At 71.4% G+C, this 17998-nt stretch carries 24 protein-coding genes and 1 tRNA gene; 24 read left to right on the top strand and 1 reads right to left on the bottom strand.

Going from position 1 to position 17998, the window contains the following annotated elements:
• From J2S44_RS18245 to J2S44_RS18170, 16 genes are all read left to right on the top strand, one after another.
• Positions 1-384 (top strand): hypothetical protein, encoded by a 384-nt coding sequence (locus tag J2S44_RS18245; protein ID WP_310415229.1) that lies wholly within the window; start codon positions 1-3, stop codon positions 382-384.
• Positions 377-793, top strand: a complete 417-nt coding sequence (locus J2S44_RS18240; RefSeq protein ID WP_310415226.1) for a hypothetical protein — start codon at positions 377-379, stop codon at positions 791-793. Before J2S44_RS18245 ends, J2S44_RS18240 begins: the two co-directional genes overlap by 8 nt.
• Positions 790-1416, top strand: coding sequence for a hypothetical protein (locus J2S44_RS18235; RefSeq protein WP_310415225.1), 627 nt, complete (start codon positions 790-792; stop codon positions 1414-1416). Before J2S44_RS18240 ends, J2S44_RS18235 begins: the two co-directional genes overlap by 4 nt.
• Entirely contained in the window at positions 1413-1577 is a 165-nt protein-coding gene (locus tag J2S44_RS18230; protein WP_310415222.1) for a hypothetical protein, read from the top strand. Before J2S44_RS18235 ends, J2S44_RS18230 begins: the two co-directional genes overlap by 4 nt.
• The gene (locus tag J2S44_RS18225; protein ID WP_310415220.1) at positions 1574-1951 is read left to right on the top strand and encodes a hypothetical protein; all 378 of its coding nucleotides are present in this window, start codon (positions 1574-1576) and stop codon (positions 1949-1951) included. Before J2S44_RS18230 ends, J2S44_RS18225 begins: the two co-directional genes overlap by 4 nt.
• The gene (locus J2S44_RS18220) at positions 1948-2919 is read left to right on the top strand and encodes a hypothetical protein (protein ID WP_310415218.1); all 972 of its coding nucleotides are present in this window, start codon (positions 1948-1950) and stop codon (positions 2917-2919) included. The genes J2S44_RS18225 and J2S44_RS18220 overlap by 4 nt, the downstream gene beginning before the upstream one ends.
• A complete protein-coding gene (locus tag J2S44_RS18215; protein ID WP_310415215.1) occupies positions 2916-3677 on the top strand; it encodes a hypothetical protein in 762 nt (253 codons plus the stop codon). Before J2S44_RS18220 ends, J2S44_RS18215 begins: the two co-directional genes overlap by 4 nt.
• Positions 3678-3791: 114 nt before the next feature.
• Positions 3792-6608 carry a hypothetical protein gene (locus J2S44_RS18210; protein ID WP_310415212.1) on the top strand — a complete coding sequence of 939 codons (2817 nt, stop codon included), beginning with the start codon at positions 3792-3794 and terminating at the stop codon, positions 6606-6608.
• A gap of 161 nt (positions 6609-6769) precedes the next feature.
• Positions 6770-7072: a hypothetical protein gene (locus J2S44_RS18205; protein ID WP_310415209.1), complete on the top strand. Its 303-nt coding sequence runs from the start codon at positions 6770-6772 to the stop codon at positions 7070-7072.
• Between the two features lie 12 nt (positions 7073-7084).
• Positions 7085-7441 (top strand): hypothetical protein, encoded by a 357-nt coding sequence (locus tag J2S44_RS18200; RefSeq protein ID WP_310415206.1) that lies wholly within the window; start codon positions 7085-7087, stop codon positions 7439-7441.
• A gap of 16 nt (positions 7442-7457) precedes the next feature.
• A complete protein-coding gene (locus tag J2S44_RS18195; RefSeq protein ID WP_310415203.1) occupies positions 7458-7784 on the top strand; it encodes a hypothetical protein in 327 nt (108 codons plus the stop codon).
• On the top strand, positions 7781-8041 hold the full coding sequence (locus tag J2S44_RS18190; RefSeq protein WP_310415201.1) for a WhiB family transcriptional regulator: 261 nt from the start codon (positions 7781-7783) through the stop codon (positions 8039-8041). Before J2S44_RS18195 ends, J2S44_RS18190 begins: the two co-directional genes overlap by 4 nt.
• A 24-nt stretch (positions 8042-8065) precedes the next feature.
• Entirely contained in the window at positions 8066-8731 is a 666-nt protein-coding gene (locus tag J2S44_RS18185) for a hypothetical protein (protein ID WP_310415198.1), read from the top strand.
• Between the two features lie 651 nt (positions 8732-9382).
• The gene (locus tag J2S44_RS18180) at positions 9383-9613 is read left to right on the top strand and encodes a hypothetical protein (protein WP_310415196.1); all 231 of its coding nucleotides are present in this window, start codon (positions 9383-9385) and stop codon (positions 9611-9613) included.
• 371 nt (positions 9614-9984) lie between these two features.
• Entirely contained in the window at positions 9985-10755 is a 771-nt protein-coding gene (locus J2S44_RS18175) for a DNA-methyltransferase (protein ID WP_310429757.1), read from the top strand.
• A tRNA-Met gene (locus tag J2S44_RS18170) sits at positions 10719-10790 on the top strand. Before J2S44_RS18175 ends, J2S44_RS18170 begins: the two co-directional genes overlap by 37 nt.
• Before the next feature lie 83 nt (positions 10791-10873).
• On the opposite strand, the gene J2S44_RS18165 is transcribed toward J2S44_RS18170, so the two are convergent.
• Positions 10874-11281 (bottom strand): hypothetical protein, encoded by a 408-nt coding sequence (locus J2S44_RS18165; RefSeq protein ID WP_310415193.1) that lies wholly within the window; start codon positions 11279-11281, stop codon positions 10874-10876.
• Positions 11282-11337: 56 nt separating this feature from the next.
• Between J2S44_RS18165 and J2S44_RS18160 the strand changes: the two genes are divergently transcribed.
• The 8 genes from J2S44_RS18160 (at position 11338) to J2S44_RS18125 (ending at position 17997) form a co-directional block, all read left to right on the top strand.
• On the top strand, positions 11338-11628 hold the full coding sequence (locus J2S44_RS18160) for a hypothetical protein (RefSeq protein WP_310415191.1): 291 nt from the start codon (positions 11338-11340) through the stop codon (positions 11626-11628).
• A gap of 125 nt (positions 11629-11753) precedes the next feature.
• Positions 11754-12182: a hypothetical protein gene (locus tag J2S44_RS18155; RefSeq protein WP_310415188.1), complete on the top strand. Its 429-nt coding sequence runs from the start codon at positions 11754-11756 to the stop codon at positions 12180-12182.
• The gene (locus tag J2S44_RS18150) at positions 12160-13689 is read left to right on the top strand and encodes a terminase large subunit domain-containing protein (RefSeq protein WP_310415185.1); all 1530 of its coding nucleotides are present in this window, start codon (positions 12160-12162) and stop codon (positions 13687-13689) included. Before J2S44_RS18155 ends, J2S44_RS18150 begins: the two co-directional genes overlap by 23 nt.
• Before the next feature lie 23 nt (positions 13690-13712).
• A complete protein-coding gene (locus J2S44_RS18145; RefSeq protein ID WP_310415182.1) occupies positions 13713-14963 on the top strand; it encodes a phage portal protein family protein in 1251 nt (416 codons plus the stop codon).
• Between the two features lie 113 nt (positions 14964-15076).
• Entirely contained in the window at positions 15077-16309 is a 1233-nt protein-coding gene (locus tag J2S44_RS18140) for a head maturation protease, ClpP-related (RefSeq protein ID WP_310415179.1), read from the top strand.
• A gap of 3 nt (positions 16310-16312) precedes the next feature.
• Positions 16313-16690, top strand: coding sequence for a DUF2190 family protein (locus tag J2S44_RS18135; protein WP_310415176.1), 378 nt, complete (start codon positions 16313-16315; stop codon positions 16688-16690).
• Between the two features lie 16 nt (positions 16691-16706).
• The gene (locus J2S44_RS18130; protein WP_310415174.1) at positions 16707-17609 is read left to right on the top strand and encodes a major capsid protein; all 903 of its coding nucleotides are present in this window, start codon (positions 16707-16709) and stop codon (positions 17607-17609) included.
• Positions 17602-17997 (top strand): hypothetical protein, encoded by a 396-nt coding sequence (locus J2S44_RS18125; protein ID WP_310415171.1) that lies wholly within the window; start codon positions 17602-17604, stop codon positions 17995-17997. The genes J2S44_RS18130 and J2S44_RS18125 overlap by 8 nt, the downstream gene beginning before the upstream one ends.
• The last annotated feature ends 1 nt before the right edge of the window (position 17998 follow it).

Raw genomic sequence — 17998 nt, 5'->3', positions numbered from 1 at the left:
ATGGACGAGGTGGAGACCGTCGTCGCGCGGGCCACCGACACCTACAGCGCCGCCTTGCAGGAGGCGGGCTTCCTTCTCAACTTCGACGAGGACTCGTCGGGCTTCGAGATCGAGTACCGCGAAGACGGCGATGGCGGCTGGGACCTCGTCATCGAGGTCGGGCACCACCACTTCAGCCCGGGCGGCGGGCTCGTGCGTGAACTGGTCCTGATCTTCAACACCGGCGAGGAGTGCTGGCACCGGATCCGTACCTACGCCGACACCGAGCAGGACCGCGGGGAGGCTCGCGAACTCGACGCCGGCCTGCAGACGCCCGGCGACGCCGTCGTCGCATATATCCGCGCGGACAACCTCTGCACCCGGACGGAGTGCCTCGATGTCTGAGCAGATCACCACCTTGCTGCAGGCGCTCGGCCTGGAGGTCACGCCGGAGGTTGCGCGGGACATCGCGCGGACGCGGCAGATCACCGACCAGATGATCGGGTTGGCCCGCGAGCAGCTGGCCGACCTCGACGCGGACGGAACGGTCGCGGCGCTGGCCTACCAGTTCTCCCGGCGGTCCGCGGCCCAGGTCGAGATGATCGCTGCGATCGCCGTGGTGATGCTCGCCGAGCAGCGCGGCCAGCGCGTCGCCCCCTCGATCGACGAGATCACCCGGGCGATCAACGACCCAGGCGCGGTGGTCAAGCGCCGTTTCGACACCGACGGCGAGCCAGCCGAGAGCATCGGCGAGTGGGGCGCCCGCGCGGTCTTCGCGGTGCTGGTCGACGGGCCCGCGGCGGTAGCGCGATGACGACCCCTGAGATTCCGGACTACCGGACCGCCGAGGAGAAGCGCGTCGCGGACCGCTTCCCACGCGACGTGGAGAAGCACGAGATGACCGTGCTGCACGAGGACGGCCTCTACCGGCACGTCCGGTTCCAGCAGCCCGGCACCAGCATCTACTACTTCGACCTGATCACGTGGCCCGGCTCGCTCGCGATCAAGGGCGACATGGACGGCTTCATGTTCTCCCGGATCGACGACATGTTCGCGTTCTTCCGGATGGACGGCTACCGGGTCAACCCGACGTACTGGTCGGAGAAGATCGCCGGCCACCGGAATTCGGTCATGTCCTACTCCGAGGACGTGTTCAAGACGCAGATCTTCAGCTACCTCGACGACGTCGCCCGCGACGAGCCGGAGCGCGCCGAGGACGTCGAGACGGCCCGAAAGCGCGTGCAGGAGGCCATCGACGACGGCGACGCCGCCTACGAGGAGAGCGTCCGCGAGCTGCTCCGCGAGCTGGAGGAAGAGGGGGTCGTCTCCGACTCGTGGGAGTGGGACCTGCGGGACTGGGACTACCGGTTCCTCTGGAACTGCCACGCCATCGCCTGGGGGCTCCAGCAGTACGACGCGGCGAAGAAGGCCGCATGACCGCGCAGCTCGACCGTGATGCGGCTGCGCCTGCGGCCGGGCTGCTCTCCCTCCTGATCACCGTGCCGCTCGCGGCCGCGCTCCTCGGCGGCGCGGTGATCGCCTCCCCGATCTACCTGCTCGTCGCCGCCGTCGCGCGGCACCTCCGGAGGACCCGATGACCGACCTCAACCTCAACGCCATCCGCCGCCGCTGCGAGACGGCGACCCCGGGGCCTTGGATGACCGGCAGCTACTTCGGCGCCCGCACTCTCGGCCCGGCCGTCGCCGTGATCTCCGGCAACTTGCCACCGATCGAGCTGGATCCGCTCCGGAACGGAAAGGCCGACGCCCGCTTTATCGCCCACGCACGCAAGGACGTGCCCGCGCTGCTCGCGGAGGTCGAGCGGCTCAGCGCTGAGGTCACGGAGCTCCGCCACGCGGCCGAGCGCGCGAGGCCAGTCGTTGAGGCGGCTCTACGACAGTTCGACACCGGCAGCAACGAGGACCTGCACGAGCTGGACCGCGCCGTCGTGAAGTACCGGGGCCAGCAGTGACCGTCTCCAAGGACCAGCTGGCCGCGCTGCTCGCCGACATGGCGCCCGTGCGGTCGACCGGTGGCCAGGGCATCCTCGCCGCGCCGGCCGCCGCCGCGGTCCCGCCGGCCACTGGAATCCCGGCCGGGCCGCCGGAGTCGACGCTGCGCGAGCTGCGCCAGGTCCTCATGGACTACGAGGCGGCGCGGCCGCGGTCGATGCAGAAGGCGCTCGGCCCGAGCGAGCTGGGGACGCCGTGCGACCAGCAGATTGCGCGCAAGCTCGTCGGGGCGCCGCGGGTGCCGGTCACCGAGCCGACCTGGGCGCCGTTCCAGGGGACCGCGGTCCACGCGTCCATGGAGGACGTCGTCGCGTTCTGGAATCGGCAGCTCGGGCGCGAGCGGTGGTTGGCCGAGGACCGGCTCGTGATCGACGAGGGCGTCCCCGGCGTCGACCCGATCGCGGGCTCCGGCGACGCGTTCGACCAGGACTGGGGCATGGTCGTCGACTGGAAGCACACCGGGAAGACCGCGCGCGAGAAGCTCGCCCGGGCCAAGCGGATGGGCAAGCCGCCAGCCGAGCAGGTCAGCCCGGAGTACCGGGTCCAGGCGCACCTGTACGGCATGGGCCACGCGAACAAGGGGCGCCCGGTGCGGTGGGTCCGGCTGGTGCTGCTCGCGCGCGACTACTCGTTCGACGCCTCGGAGGAGTGGACCGAGGCCTACGACCCGGACATCGCGTACGCGGCGATCTATCGCTACTTCGGCCTGCACGACGCGATCAACGCGCTCGGCGGCCCGGAGCACATCGGCGACCTGATCGCGGCCATCCCCGCTTCCCCCAGCAACGACGGGTGCAAGTGGTGCCCGTTCCGGACTCCCGGCCGTCCCGCCTCGTGGCAGGGCTGTCCGGGCAACAAGCCGCTCGCGCAGATCGTCGAGCGGGCCACCCGTGGGCTGATCGACCCAGATACGCAGGAGATGCGATGACCAACGACGCCAACTCGATCCTCATGGGCAGCGCCGGTGCGCCCTCCGCCAAGTTCCCGGTCGTCGGGACCATGCTGCACGGCACGGTGGTCGAGGAGCCGACCACCCAGCAGCAGACGAACTTCCGCACCAAGGCGAAGGAGTTCTGGCCCGACGGGCAGCCGAAGATGCAGGTCCTCGTAGTCCTGCAGACGAGCGAGCGCGACCCGGAGGTCCAGGACGACGACGGCAAGCGGACGCTCTTCATCAAGGGCAAGGAGCTGACGAACGCGATCCGCGACGCCGTGCGGACCGCGGGCGCGAAGGGCATCCACCGGGGCGGGACCCTTACCGTGCAGTACGTCGGGGACGGCCAGCCCGCGCCCGGGCTCGACGACGGGCCGAAGCTGTACGCGGCACGCTACGAGCCGCCGTCGCAGTTCGCGGGCGTGGCCGCGTCCGGTGGCTTCATCCAGCCGCCATCGCAGCAGGCCGCGCCGCAGCAGTTCGTCCAGCCGGCCGCCGTGCCGCCGGCCTCGCCGGTGCCGCCGCAGTTCGTCCAGCCAGCCGCGGTCCCGGCCCCGGCGCCGGTCCAGCAGTACGCGGCCCCGGCCGTCCCGCAACAGCCGGTCGCCGCGGCCCCGGCCGCCCAGCCGGCGCCGCCCGGGGTGGACCCGGCGATGTGGGCCAGCTTGAACGAGCAGCAGCGAGCCGCGGTCCTGGCGCTCTCCGCCCCGATTGCGGGCGCAGCCAGCCAGCAGACCCAGCCGCCGTACTGATCCTCCGCAGCACCTCTTCGACGGCCCCGTGGCCTGGGACTTCGCGTTCCGGGCACGGGGCCGTCACCCCCTCAGACGTTTCATCGACATACATGATCATGGGGAGCGCACATCTTGGTCACCCTCGACCCGACCGCCGTCGCGCGCTGGCTCGCGATCCTGCACGGCGACTCCCCGGGGCACGTGCACATCTGCTCCGCTGGCGACTGGACCGGGCGCACCTTCCCCGCCGCCGAGCTGGACCGCGCCGCCGCCTACGTGGCCGCGCTGGACGCGTCCGGGCGCGAGGGCATCTACGCCCGGGTGACCTCGGTCCACGGGGACTTCAGCCCTTGGAAGCACGGCTGCGGCACGACGAGTCCGTGCGGTCAGCCGGCCGAGCAGTGCCCGAGCCGGATCCGCGGCCGCGGTGGTGCCGCCGACTCCGCCGCGCTGCCCGCGCTGTGGGCCGACCTGGACCTCGCGGGCCCGGGTCACGCCGAGCAGGACCTGCCGCCGGACGAGGACGCCGGCCGTGCGGTCATCGCCGCGTCCGGGCTGCCCGAGCCGACTATCTGGATCCACAGCGGCGGAGGCCTCTACCCAATCTGGCTGCTCGACGCGCCCTGGCTCCTTGAGGACGGCGCCGCGCTGGAGGCCGCCCGGTCGCTGGCGAAGGACTGGCAGGCCGTGATCGAGCATGCGGCCGCGGGCAAGGGCTGGCGGTACGGGCGCGGCGTTGGCGACCTCGCCCGCGTGCTCCGGATCCCCGGCACCGTCAACCGCAAGGAGGGTCTCGCCCGGCCGTGCCGGATCGTCTCCGCCGCGCCGCAGCGGTACACCGTCGCGCAGCTGCAGGAGGCGCTCGCCGCCGCCCGCGCCCGCATCGCCCCGGCCGCACCGGTCGCTCTGGCCGCCGTGCCCGCAGTCTCGCTCGGCACCGTCGCCCGCCCGGCCGGCGCGATCAGCCCCGGTGACGACTACGCCGCGCGCGTCTCGTGGCACGAGATCCTGGAGCCGGTCGGCTGGACCGAGCACTACCAGCAGGACGGCGTCACGTACTGGACGCGGCCGGGCAAGAGCACCGGGACCTCCGCGAGCACCAACGCGCTCGGCACCGACCGGCTTCACGTCTTCACCACCTCGGCCGCGCCGCTGGAGGGCAACGAGAGCTACTCCAAGCTCGGCGCGTTCGCGGCGCTGCACCACGGCGGCAGCCACTCCGCCGCCGCCCGGGCGCTGGCCGAGGCCGGATACGGCACGCCGCTGGTGTCGCCGGCGCGGGAGCAGCGCGAGGCCCTGGGCGACATCCTCGGTGCGCCCGTGCCCGACCCGGCCCCGGTGCCGCCGCCGGCGCGGGTGTGGACGACCGAACTGGACGTCTCCAACAGCGCGGTCGCCGCGGAGTGGCTGCGCAACGAGGCGGGGCGCGGGAAGCTGGCCGGCCTCTTTCGCCGCGGGGGCGTCGTCGTCCACACACCGCGGGAGGGCGACGAGGGCTACGTGCCGCTCTCGGACGGCGACGAGGACCAGGACGGCCCGGCGCAGGTTCGCGAGGTCGACGACTCCCGGCTCGCCAGCCGCATCACATACACCTACGGCGTCTACAAGCTGGTCAAGGTCAAGGAGGACTGGGAGCCGAAGCCCGCGCTGTTCCCGAAGACCGCGGCCCGGACCGCGCTGGACGTGCCGGACATGCTGCCGAACCTGCGGGTGCTGAAGGGCGTCATCCACGCGCCGGTCTTCCGGCCGGACGGCAGCCTCGTCGAGGTGCCCGGATATGACCCGGCGACTGGGCTGCTGCACCTGCCCGACCCAGGGCTGCACGTGCCGCCGGTGCCGGACCTGCCGGACGAGGGCCACGTGCGCGGCGCCGTGCAGATGCTCGACGAGATGCTCAGCGGCTTCCCATTCCTGACCGACCACTACCGCGCCAACTACGTCGGGGCGCTGATTACGCCGCTGCTGCGCGCGATGGCGCCACCGCCGTACAAGCTGCACGCGATCGAGGCGCACCAGCCCGGCTCCGGCAAGACGCTGCTGGCGAACCTCAGCCGGTGGATCCACGGCGGCGTGTTCCGCGCGGAGCTGCCCGATGACGACGCCGAGATGCGCAAGCAGATCACCGCGATCCTCACAGTCACCACCGGGATCATCGCCATCTTCGACAACGTCGGCGGACACCTGAAGTCGAGCATCATGGCCGGCCTGCTCACCTCGGACCGGTGGGACGACCGGGTGCTCGGCAGCACCAGCTGGGCCACCGCGAAGAACGACCGGCTCTGGACGATCACCGGCAACAACCTCTCGATCGGTGGCGACCTCCCGCGCCGCACGCTGAGGACGGTCATCGACCCGGGCATGCCGAATCCAGAGCGGCGCACGGGGTTCGCGATCGGAGACCTGGAGGGGTGGGTCAAGGCGCACCGCGGGAAGCTCCTGCACGCGCTGATCACCATCGTGCGCGCCTGGGTCATCGCCGGAATGCCAATGCGGGACGCACGCACCACGGACTCCTATTCGCGGTGGGTCCGAATGGTGGACGGCATCATCGCCCACGCCGGAATTCCGGGCCGATTCGATGACCCCTCCACGCAGACCGAGATCGGCACCGACGACGACGAGTGGGGCGATTTCCTGCGCGCCGCCTATGGCGCATTCGGGTCGGCCACGTGGACCGCCAAGGAGCTTCTCGGGAAGGTCAACACGGGCAGTCTTATCGAGCCCGGGCCGATCCCCGCGGAGGCGCTCCCGGGCGACCTGGAGGCCAAGCTGTCCCGCCCTGGGGCGTCGATGGCGGGCGTGTCGAAGTCGCTCGGGAAGTGGCTCCGCAACCGGGACGGCCGGTGGGCCGGAGGTCTCGTCTCCCGGCATGCAGGGTTTGACCGCACCAAGACGGCGCTGTGGCAAATCCACTCCAATGCCACTGAATCGGACGGAGTGAAGCCGTGAGTGCAGGGTTTGCAGGGTTTGCAGGGTTTGTTTCAGCCAACACGCGGGCGCGACCCAACGGAGCAAACACGGAGCGTGTTGGAGCCGTGGGAACGCGAAAAGCTATCGGCGCCAGAACTCCCTGCAAACCCTGCAAACCCTGCATCGGCCGGTGAGGGGGCGTGGAGCACCTGCTCTCCACGCCCGCCGCGCTGTCGAGGTGCCCCCGCTGCCGGAGCATCACGATCACCGCGCTGGACGAGGGAATCCGAGTGCGCGCCGACCTCATTCCGCTGCCGGATCGCAACGCCGAAATCGAGGCCCTCCTCGACGGGCGCCGCACCTATTCCCGGCTCCGAAACAACGAACTCGCCTACCGATACCCATACCGCATGAAGGACCCCGTGCTGAATGGCCCGATCCACGCGCAGCACCAATGCCCACCCCGGCCGATGCAGGCCACCATCTTCGACATCGGAGCCTGAATGAGCGCCTCAATGCGAAAGGGCACGGCGTGGGAGACCGCGATCGTGCGCTTCCTGAACGACAACGGCGTCCCGCACGCCGAGCGCCGCGCCAAGAACGGGATGAAGGACCGCGGCGACATCGCCGGCATCCCCGGCGTCGTCATCGAGGCCAAGAACGAGCGCGCCATCGCGCTCGCCTCGTACCTCGCCGAGGCGGAGGCCGAGCGGATCAACGACGGCGCCGACCTCGGCGTCGCCTGGGTGAAGCGCCGCGGCAAGTCCTCGCCCGGCGACGGCTACGTCGTCATGACCGGCGCGACGCTCGTCCAGCTGCTCGCCGCCGCCGGCTACATCGCGACCCCCGCACCCCTGACGCGTGACGTCTGACCCGAAGGAGCTCGTCATGTCCGTGAAGAAGACCGTGCTGCCCGCTACCTGGAACGCGCCGGCCTGCCCTGACCGCACGATCAACGTGGTGCACGGCCGCCTCCACACCTGGACGCGCGAGGACGCCACGCACGTGCGCCCGCAGATCCCGCCGGCCTGGGATCGCTGGTTCTCGCGCACCGCGCCGCAGCAGCCGGGGCTCAAGTGGGCGGAGCTGGTCACCGAGGACGGCCCGGTCGAGTTGGGCGAGCCCGGCCCGGCCCCGGAGCCCGCGGGGTGCGGGTGCCACACGCTGGGCCGCGCGGAGGTGGTCGCCATCACCGCGATCGGGCGTGGCCGGTGACCGGCGACGCGCCGCCGTTCGCGGTGGCCGGCGAGATCGCGTGCCAGCCCGAAGACCAGCCCAGGTTCTACCCGGACCGCGGCGTCAGCGTGGGTCCGGCCCGCACCATCTGCGCCCGCTGCCCGGCTGAGGTGGTCTGCCTGGACTGGGCGATCGAGACCGACCAGCGGTTCGGCGTCTGGGGTGGCAAGACCACTCCGGAGCGCCAGCGAATCCGCCGTGAGCGTGAGGGCGCCGCCGAGCAGCCCTCCGCCTGACCCACCGAACAGGAGCACCACCCCGTGACGCACCCGCACCGTCTGCACGCCACCGCCGCCCTTTGGTCGCTCCGCGCGGCCTGGCCGCACCTCGCACACGCCGCGAACGTCGAGCGCCGCCAGCTCGTCGACGACGATGCCGGCACCCTTCGCGCCCAGGTCTATGGCGCCATCGGCGGCGGCAAGACCCATCACTCGAACGGCATTCTCGACGCGCTCCTGCGCCGCGGGGATTCCCCCGGCCGCGATGACATGCAGCGGCTCGCCGCGAGCACCCGCGAAACGATGGCCTGGCTCGCCGGCCGGATCCTCGACGACCGGTACCGCCCCGGGCAGCCCGTGCTCTCCACGCTGCTGGAGCTGATGCCGCAGATCTCGCCCGCAGCCGCGGCGGAGGTGGCGAAGTGGGTGGACGAGGCGGACTGCGAGATCCGGAACGCGCTTGCGCTCGGCAACGACCACGAGCCGCTCGTCGGCGTGCCGTGCCCGGCGTGCGGCAGCCGACGGCTCGTGGTGCGGACGTCGGCGCCGAGCGACCGGCCCGTGGCGTGCGCGGCCGACTGCATGTGCGCTGGCGCGGGCTGCAGGTGTGGGACGAAGGACCGGGCGCAGGGCGTCGGACACATCTGGGCGTTCAGCGCGCTTATCGGGGAGGCAGCCGATGGGCGACGCGGGGTTGGCGTGAGGTGAGTGGCGCAGCGGGATGGGGCCGGCTCACCCGGCCCCATCCGCTCTCAGCGCTTGCGGTTAGGCCGTAGCAACCTGCACCGCCGGCTCGGTGCCGACGTTATGAGTGCCGCCTGCAGCGTGAAAGAGCCTGCGATGCAGGCCGCGATGATCATGCCCACTGCGGACGCAACCGGGCTGACGGCCCGTTCGGCGTGGTGGCCGAGGAGCAGAAGGCAGCTACTGGCCACAGCCGCCACTCCCCAGGCCTTGACCTGCACGGACACATGCATTGGAGGTACGCTCATTGGGCGCTCCTGTTTTCTTGCCTTGGACGGCATGGGATGTGGACGCTTCGCCCGGCTTTGGAGCCCCACTCCTGGGCCGGGCCTCTTCGTTGCTAGCCCAGCGTAATGGAATCTCGATGCCGTTCAACACCCGGGAATCGTGGTGTAGGAGGGTCCTGACCTGCGCATACAGTCGCACAAGTTACGTTCTGAACCGTAGGTGACCAGCGCTGTGTATCACCCGGCGTCGACATCGAAACTGCTCCGTTTTCCTTCAGGGGCTGATTTATAAAGTTTCAGTAACGTTGCTTTAGAAAGTGCATTCCGCACCAAATGGGCACCCGCCCAGTGTTCGTCGGCAGAGGCGATTCGGCTCAGGAGGTGCCGCGTGATTCCGCTACACGGTGACGAGTGGGGCACGGCGCAGGAGATCGCCGGACGCCTGGGCGCAGACGTGACGGTCGCCATGATTCGCAACTGGGCCCGACGCGACGGCCTCAGTAACGTCGAGCTGACCTGCGATGACGGCAAACGCCGGACGCACTACTCGCTCAACCAGGCGGCTCGGATCGAAGCCAAGAAGGACAGCAGCGGCCGCGGCCGGCCCCGCGCCGCTTGACGACGACGCACTGGCGAGGCACCATTTGATCACTTCCCGGGTTGGCAGAAGCTGCCCGGAATCAGGACCCACAGCAGCCCGGAGCGCTCAGCGCCCGGGCTGCCGGCGTTCCGAAGGGTGTTCCGGATCCGGGGCGGGGAGTGGCCAGGTGTGGGCCATCACGCCTGACCACCTCGCGCTTGACGCCTCTTCACCAGCGCGGCAGTATTTGATCAACTTCCGGGCGCTGAGCACAGCCCGGCTTACCCTGCAGGCGCTCGGCGCCGAGGGTCCTCGATTTTGCGCTGCCCCCACAGCGTGGCGACCTGCCCGGTCGCCACCTATGGGGGTAGGCGGCGACCGGGCAAATCCTCATCCATCGTCGTACCCCCATGCGAACGGGGGCAACGATGGCTGCTTGGGAACTGCACGAGGGCGACGCGCTGGCCGTGTTGCCGACCTTGGAGCCGGAGAGCGTCGACCTGGTGCTCGCCGACCCGCCGTACAACTCCGGCGGCCGGACGCAGAGCGACCGCACCCGCGAGAGCGCACGCGGCAAGTACGTCAGGAGCGACGCCCAGCACCAGCTTGCGGACTTCACCGGCGACAACCGCGACCAGCGCAGCTACACCGCCTGGCTCGCACTCATCCTCGCGCACTGCCTCGCGGTCGCCCGGCCGGGTGCTTCGGCGCTGGTCTTCTGCGACTGGCGCCAGCTGCCGGCCACGAGCGATGCGCTCCAGGCCGGCGGATGGCTGTGGCGCGGGATCATCCCGTGGCACAAGCCGATCTCGCGGCCGCGGATGGGCGGCTTCAAGGCCGAGTGCGAGTACCTGCTGTGGGGCTCCAAGGGCGGCATCGACGCGACGCGGAACCCGGTGTACCTGCCGGGGCTGTATTCCGCGAGTCAGCCTCGCGGCGCCAACCGGGTCCACATCACGCAGAAGCCGGTCGACCTGATCGCTGAGTTGCTCGGCGTATGCGTGCCCGGCGGCCGCGTGCTCGACCCGATGGTCGGCTCCGGCTCCACCGGCGTCGCGGCCATGCAGACCGGACGGACGTTCGTAGGAGTCGAAGCGTCGGCGCACTACGCCGCCGTCGCCCGGGAGCGGCTTCAAGCCGCCGAAGCGGAGTGGCGCAGTGGCAGCGCGCTGGGCTCATAACCCAGAGGTCCCCCGTTCGACTCGGGGCTCCGCTACGCATTGAGACCTCGGACCGCAACTGCGGGACGAGCGGGGGGTGGTGAAATCGGGCGGCGCTGCGGGGCGCCGCCCGATGTCCCTACTTGCAGATGTGCTTCTTCATCAACTCGATCGCCTGCTCGGCCTGCGCCCGGTCGATGGTGGCGTTGCCGCCCGACAGCCGCTCAACCACCCGGTCCGCGAGCGCCGTGCCGGTGATCTCGCCCGCCGCGATGTCCGCGCACGTCTCCTCGGCCCGGCGCACCGCGCGATCCTCGTTGGCGACCAGGCCCTCGTCGATCTCCGCCAGCGCAGTCAGGTAGGCCGCGCGGTCCTGCTCCGAGAACGACGGCTCGACGGCCGGCTCCGGCGCGGCGGCCGACGAGGTCGCTACCACCGGCGGGGTCTCGGGCGCGGCCGGAGCCGCGCCGTCCTCACCGCCACCACAGCCGCCGAGCGCAATGAGGCTCGCGACGGCCACAGCGACCGTCCACATGTTTTTGCTCATCCGAGCAGATTGGACGATCCGTCACCGTGGCGCCGCTCAGTGTCAGGGAGGCGACAGTGCCGCGCAGGACCACGACCGAGCGCGGGTACGGCCACGCCCACCAGCGCGAGCGCGAGCGGTGGCGCCCCAGGGTCGAGGCCGGGCTCGTCGACTGCCATGCCGGGCGGTGCATCGAGCCCGAGCGGGCGATCGCGGCCGACGCGGCGTGGGACCTCGGGCACAACGACGACCGCACCGCGTGGACCGGCCCGGAGCACCTGCGCTGCAACCGGTCCGCGGGCGGGCGCAACGGGGCTGCCGTCACCAACGGCCAGCGGGCCGCGTTGCGGCACTCGCGTCGCTGGTGACCGAAACGTTTAGAAAAATCTGGTGACCAGGGCAAATGACCCCCGCGCCAGTCGAGCTTTTCTCTCCCCGTGAGCCGAATTCCGGATCCGTAAATACGGGGCGTAATGACGGGAGGTGGGCCGGTGTGGAGCGCGAGTGCAGCAACTGCGGGAAGCCGTTCATGCCGAAGCCCGGTCCGGGCCGTCCGCGGAGGCGCTGTGAGGAGTGCCGACCGCCTGAGAAGCGCCGCGCCGACGCACCTCCGCTGAGCCCGCCGGCCCCGACAAACGTCCACCGGCTCCCGGCGCCATCGGCTGAGTCCGTCGCCCGCGCCGGACCGGTCGGCGCCACCCTCGAACGTCTGACCAACGCGGGTCGCGAGTCGACGCCGGAGGGCGAGATCGCGCTGACGCTCGCTGCGGCCCTCGCGGAGGGCGGACACACGGCGTCCGGTCTGGCCGCGCTGGCGAAGGAGCTGCGGGCGACGCTCGCGGCCGCGCTGGAGGGCGCACCCGTCGAGCCGGACCTCGTCGATGAGCTGAAGGAGCGCCGTGCTCGACGTCGAGGCGCCTGACCTGATCCGACCAGCGCACCTCTGGGTTCCACCGCGGCTGTCCTCGGCAGGCAGCGAGGCGGTCGACCTGGCCCGCGACGTCGGCATCGGCATCGACCCGGAGCAGGCGCTCGCCATCGACGCGATCCTCTCAGAGGGGCCGTTGGAGCAGCCGTGGGCCGCGCTGGAGGCCGCGATCATCGAGGCGCGCCAGAACGGGAAGACCATGGGCGTCATCAAGCCGGTCGTCATCGCCAACGTCATCCTCTTCGGCGCAACGCTGATCGCCTGGACCGCACACCGCTTCGTCACCGCACAGGAGTCCTTCCTCAGCCTGCAGGAGACGATCACCGGCTCCCCGCTGCTGTCGCGGCGGCTGAAGAAGATTTCCGAGTCGCACGGCGAGGAAGAGATCGAGTTCCACGGACAGTCGCGCACCTCGGCCGGTCCTCGGATCAAGTTCCTGGCCCGCTCGAAGACCGGCGGCCGCGGACTGAGCGGCAACCAGATTGTGCTCGACGAGGCATTCGCGCTGGAGCCCTCGCACATGGGATCGCTCATCCCGACGCTGGCGACGAGGCGGGACGCGCAAGTGCTCTACGGCTCGTCGGCCGGACTCAGGAACTCCGCGATCCTCCGCGCGATCCGCAACCGCGGCCGCGCCGGCGGCGACCCGTCGCTCGTCTACGTCGAGTGGTGCGCGCCGGAGGGTGGCTGCACCGAGGACGACTGCGACCACCGGCTCGGCGCCGAGGGCTGCGCCTTGGACGACGTCGAGCGCTGGCGCGCCGCGAACCCGGCCATCGCCCGCGGCCGGATCACCGTCACGTTCGTCGCCGCTGAGCGTCGTGCGCTTACGCCGGAGGAGTTCGCGCGCGAGCGCCTCGGCTGGTGGGACGACCCGATCACCGGCGGCGCCGAGCTGCTCGCGTCGTGGGAACAGTGCAAGGACGAGGACTCCGCACCCGCGGGGCGTCCGGTCCTCGCGATCGACGTGGCGCCCGGGTCGAAGTCGGCCGCGATCGTCGCCGCGATGTGGCGCCCCGACGGTCTGCCACACCTCGAAGTCGTGGCGCACGCGCCTGGCGTCGACTGGATCCCGGGTCGCGCAGTCGAGCTGCTCAGGCACCGCCCGCTCGACTGGGTCCTCGACCCGACCGGTCCCGCCGGTGCCCAGATCAACAGGCTCGCCGAGGTCGGCATTGTGCCGCGGCAGATGTCCACCCGCGACCTGGGCCAGGCCTGCGAAGAGTTTTCCTCCCGGACCGAGGCCCAGCAGCTGCGGCACCTGGGCGACCCGGTGATGGGACGCGCGATCGCCTCGGCCGGGCGCCGCTCGATCGGCGACGGCCTCTGGGCGTGGTCACGGACGAGAAGCGAGACGGACATCTGCCCGCTGGTCGGCGGCGCCGAAGCGCTGTGGGCCCTCGCCGTGTCCCCGCCTGAGGAACCGCCGCCCGCCGCTCCTGTCAACGCTCCGGCGGATGGCCGCTCCGAGACCAACGAGCTGGCCACCGCCGGCTTCTAACTCCGCGTCGGAGGTGACCACGCATGACCATCCCGGCCGCCCCCGTCAGCGAGATCGGCTACGCGAACCCGCACGCCGGCGACTGGTGGACCGTCCTCGACGAGGAGCCGACGCCGGAGCTGCGCTGGCCGCGCTCGGTCGAGGTCTACGACGCGATGCGCTCCCAGGACGCCCAGGTCGCCTCGGTACTCCGCGCGGTCACCCTCCCGGTGCGCCGCACGCCATGGCGAATCGACCCGGCCGGCGCTCGCGACGAGGTGGTGCAGCTGGTCGCCGACGACCTCGGTCTGCCGATCGTCGGTGCCGACGGCACCCGGCCGCCGCCCGCGCGGGTCCGCGACCGGTTCTCGTGGCCGGAGCACCTGCGCCAAGCGCTGCTCATGCTGCCGTTCGGGCACGCGTTCTTCGAGCAGGTCTACCGCATCACCGACGACGGCCGACGCGCGCGCCTCCGGAAGCTCGCACCGCGGATGCCGCGCACGATCGAACGGATCGACGTCGACCACGACGGCGGGCTGATCAGCATCACCCAGTTCAGCGCGAAGGCCGGCCAGCTCCAGCGCCCGATCCCCGTCTCCCAGCTCGTGGCGTATGTCCACGACCGAGAGGGCGGGAACTGGTTCGGCCGGTCGCTGCTGCGCCCGGCGTACAAGCACTGGCTGATCAAGGACCGGCTGCTGCGCGTCGACGCGCAGACCATCGAGCGCAACGGCATGGGCATCCCGGTCTACGAAGGCGCCGATGGCGAGAGCGACCTGAGCGCGGGCCTGAAGATGGCGAAGGCCTGGCGTGCCGGCGACTCCTCCGGCGCGGCCACCCCGCACGGCGCGAAGCTCCGGCTCGCCGGCGTCGAGGGCAGCCTGCCGAACGCCCAGCCGTCGATCCGGTACCACGACGAGCAGATCGCCCGCGCGGTCCTCGCGCACTTCCTCAACCTCGGCACGCAGACCGGCTCGTGGGCGCTCGGCACGACCTTCGCCGACTTCTTCACGCTGTCGCTGCAGACTCTCGCGCAGCAGGTCGCCGACGTGGCCACGTCGCACATCGTCGAGGACCTGGTCGACGTCAACTTCGGCGAGGACGAGCCCGCCCCGCGGGTCACCTTCGACGAGATCGGCTCGCGCCAGGCCGCCACCGCGCAGGCGCTGAAGATGCTCTTCGACGCGGGCGCGATCTTCCCCGACCGCACCCTCGAAGAGACGCTGCGCCAGCAGTACGGCCTTCCACCGAAGGACCGCCCGGCGCCCGCGCCCATCACCTCGGAGGACCAGTGACTACCCGAGCCCGGCGCGCTGCCCGCGCAAGAAACTTCACGCCTGCTGGCCCAACGCCGGCGGCCGGCCCGGATCAGACTCGGCAGCCGCCGTCCTGGTACCACGTCGGCCCGGTGCTGGCGCTCGCCACGGAAGAGGACGGCGAGGAGGCCGCGGCCGAGTCGACCAGCGCGGACGTCTACGTCTACGAGACGATCGGTGGCTGGTTCGGCATGACCGCCGACGACTTCGTCCGCGACGTCGCAAGCCTCGACGTCGACCAGATCGTCCTTCACCTCAACAGCCCGGGCGGCGACGCGTTCGAGGGCGTGGCGATCGCCAACGTCCTCCGTGCGCACCGGGCCCGCGTGGTGGTCCGCGTCGACGGCATGGCCGCCTCCGCCGCCAGCGTCATCGCGATGGCCGGCGACGAGGTGGTCATGGGCATCGGCAGCCAGATGATGGTCCACGACGCCTGGGGCTACGCGGTCGGGAACGCCGCCGAGGTCGAGCGGTACCTGCGCCGCCTCCACGCCACCAGCGACTCGATCGCCTCCACGTACGCCGCGCGCACCGGCGGATCCACCGAGGAGTGGCGCGCGATCATGCAGGCCGAGTCCTGGTACACCGCAGAGGAAGCGGTCGCCGCGGGCCTTGCCGACCGGATCGCGGCCGCCGACGAGACCGGCACCGCACAGGGTGAGCAGGTCACGCCGGGCGGCTCGTCCGCCTTCTGGGACCTCTGGGACAGCCTCGCCGACCAGGCGCGCCACGACCTGAGCATCTACACCTACGCCGGCCGCGAGCACGCACCCGCGCCACGTATCCCGGCCCGACAGACCCCGGCCGCGTCCGCGTCCGGCACCACCACGCAGGAGAGGAGCCCCGCCGTGGCGTTCAGCGACGAGCAGCTCACCACCATGCGGCAGCAGCTCGGCCTGGCCAGCGACGCCGACGAGGGCGCCATCCTGGCCGCGCTCGCCGAGCGTCTGGCCGAGCCGCCCGCGCCGCGCACCGCACCGGGCACCGTCACCCTCGACGAGGCCCAGCACGCCCAGCTGCTCAACGACGCGCGTGACGGCCGCGAGGCCCGCGCGCAGCAGCTGACCGAGCGCCGCGAGCGCCTGGTCCAGGCCGCGGTCGACGACGGCCGCATCCCGCCGGCCCGCCGCGACCACTGGATCGCGCAGCTCGCCGCCGACCCGGGTGCCGAGAGCACCCTGGCCGACCTGCGGCCGGGCCTCGTGCCGGTCAAGGAGATCGGCTACGCGGGCACCAGCAAGAACGAGGTGGCCGAGACCGACCCGGCCGCGAGCGACGACTACTGGTTCGCGGGCGTCGGCGCCCCGGCGAAGGTGGAGGGCTGATCCATGGCGAACGAGCTCATCCCGTTCGAGGAGCCGGGCCAGCGCATCACCGCGCAGGCGAGCGCCACCGTCACCGGCAAGCGGTTCGTCAACATCTCCGGCAACCGCACCGCCGGAGGCAAGTACCAGGTCGCGCCCGCCACCGCCGCGGGCGCGGTGTTCGGCGTCGCCACCTACGACGCCGCGTCCGGCGAGCCGGTCGGCGTCATCCGGTCCGGCATCGTCCCGGTCACCGCCGGGGGCACCATCGCCGCCGGCGCCCGGGTCGAGGTCGGCACCAACGGCCAGGCCGTCACCCTCGCCTCCGGTGTGGCCGTCGGCCAGTGCGTCGACGGCGTGACCAGCGGCAACGACGCGCGTATCGCGCTCAACCTCCTCTGAGACGGGACACAGCCAGATGCCCAACCAGCAGATCGCATACCCGCTGGCCGCCCCGACGCTCAGCGGCAACGTCCTCACGGTCGACACCGCGCTGCGGCAGCCGACCCGCATCACCCGCCGGATCATGGACCTCACCCTGGCCCGGTTCATCGTCGACCGGATCTTCGCCACCGCCGGCAGCGTCTCGGGCGGCTCGGTCGTCTACGACCAGGCCACCACCAACGAGCTCTACACCGACCGCGACGTCGAGCGCGTCGGCCCGGGCGACGAGTTCCCGATCGTCGGCTCCCAGCGCACGGTGCCGAAGGTCGCCCTGGTCGAGAAGTGGGGCGGCAAGTTCTTCATCACCGACGAGGCCCGCGACCGCAACGACGTCACGTTCTTCAACAACCAGGTCACCCAGCTCGCGAACACCATCGTCCGCAAGGTCAACACCCGCGCGGTGGAGACGCTGGAGGCGGCCATCACCGCGCTCGGCGGCGGCGGTACGTTCGTCGGCCACAACTGGGGCACCGTCGTCACCGGCGGCAGCTCCCAGACCAACAACAGCGGCTGGCCTGCCGCCGACCTCGGCCAGGCGCAGTTCCTCGCCGACACCGACGAGCTCGGCGTCACCTACGACCTGTGGCTGGTCAACCCGAAGCAGCGGATGCAGTTCTTCAACACCTACGGGTCGACGGCGCAGGCGGTCCTCGACTCCTACGGCGTCGAAATGTATGCCAGCAACCGCATCGCCAACGGTACCGGCTACGCGGTCGCCCGCGGCCAGGTCGGCGAGCTGCGCGTCGAGAAGGCGCTCGACACCGAGGCCTGGCGCGAGCGGGAGACCCAGCGCAACTGGGTTCAGTCCGACGTCCGCCCGGTCATGTACGTGACCAATCCCTACTCGATCAAGAAGGTGACCGGGCTCGATGGCTGAGAAGACAATCAAGCTGGCCTCGTTCTGGTACCTCGGCGAGGACGGCATCGAGCGCACCGCGCTGCGCGGTGAGACCGTCGAGCTGGGCGAGGCCGACGTCGCCCGCGGCGAGCGCCTCGGCGCCTTCGCCAGCGACGCGGACCTGAAGCCCGGCTCCGTGTTCGGCGACTGGTACACCGCGCAGGCGGCGAACCGGAAGGCCGCCACCGACGCCGGTATCCCGGCGCTGGTCGAGCCGGTCACCCCAGACGCCCCCGAGAAGCCGGCCGCCAGCGCGTCCCGCGCGGCCTGGGCGGCATACGCGGCCAGCAAGGGGGCGCCGGAGGCAGAGACCGCCGAGCAGGGCGGCCTCACCCGCGACCAGCTGCGCGAGAAGTACGGAGCCTGAC

The organism is Catenuloplanes niger, from assembly GCF_031458255.1.
GTDB lineage: Bacteria > Actinomycetota > Actinomycetes > Mycobacteriales > Micromonosporaceae > Catenuloplanes > Catenuloplanes niger.
Note: the sequence above shows the minus strand (reverse complement) of the source record. Positions and strands in the feature narration are given on the sequence as shown.

Excerpts from the sequence above, each read along its gene's own strand:
- J2S44_RS18245 (WP_310415229.1), top strand. The coding sequence starts at position 1 with ATGGACGAGGTGGAGACCGTCGTCGCGCGGGCCACCGACACCTACAGC.
- J2S44_RS18240 (WP_310415226.1), top strand. The coding sequence starts at position 377 with ATGTCTGAGCAGATCACCACCTTGCTGCAGGCGCTCGGCCTGGAGGTC.
- J2S44_RS18235 (WP_310415225.1), top strand. The coding sequence starts at position 790 with ATGACGACCCCTGAGATTCCGGACTACCGGACCGCCGAGGAGAAGCGC.
- J2S44_RS18230 (WP_310415222.1), top strand. The coding sequence starts at position 1,413 with ATGACCGCGCAGCTCGACCGTGATGCGGCTGCGCCTGCGGCCGGGCTG.
- J2S44_RS18225 (WP_310415220.1), top strand. The coding sequence starts at position 1,574 with ATGACCGACCTCAACCTCAACGCCATCCGCCGCCGCTGCGAGACGGCG.
- J2S44_RS18215 (WP_310415215.1), top strand. The coding sequence starts at position 2,916 with ATGACCAACGACGCCAACTCGATCCTCATGGGCAGCGCCGGTGCGCCC.
- J2S44_RS18200 (WP_310415206.1), top strand. The coding sequence starts at position 7,085 with ATGCGAAAGGGCACGGCGTGGGAGACCGCGATCGTGCGCTTCCTGAAC.
- J2S44_RS18195 (WP_310415203.1), top strand. The coding sequence starts at position 7,458 with ATGTCCGTGAAGAAGACCGTGCTGCCCGCTACCTGGAACGCGCCGGCC.
- J2S44_RS18175 (WP_310429757.1), top strand. The coding sequence starts at position 9,985 with ATGCGAACGGGGGCAACGATGGCTGCTTGGGAACTGCACGAGGGCGAC.
- J2S44_RS18165 (WP_310415193.1), bottom strand. The coding sequence starts at position 11,281 with ATGAGCAAAAACATGTGGACGGTCGCTGTGGCCGTCGCGAGCCTCATT.
- J2S44_RS18145 (WP_310415182.1), top strand. The coding sequence starts at position 13,713 with ATGACCATCCCGGCCGCCCCCGTCAGCGAGATCGGCTACGCGAACCCG.
- J2S44_RS18135 (WP_310415176.1), top strand. The coding sequence starts at position 16,313 with ATGGCGAACGAGCTCATCCCGTTCGAGGAGCCGGGCCAGCGCATCACC.
- J2S44_RS18130 (WP_310415174.1), top strand. The coding sequence starts at position 16,707 with ATGCCCAACCAGCAGATCGCATACCCGCTGGCCGCCCCGACGCTCAGC.
- J2S44_RS18125 (WP_310415171.1), top strand. The coding sequence starts at position 17,602 with ATGGCTGAGAAGACAATCAAGCTGGCCTCGTTCTGGTACCTCGGCGAG.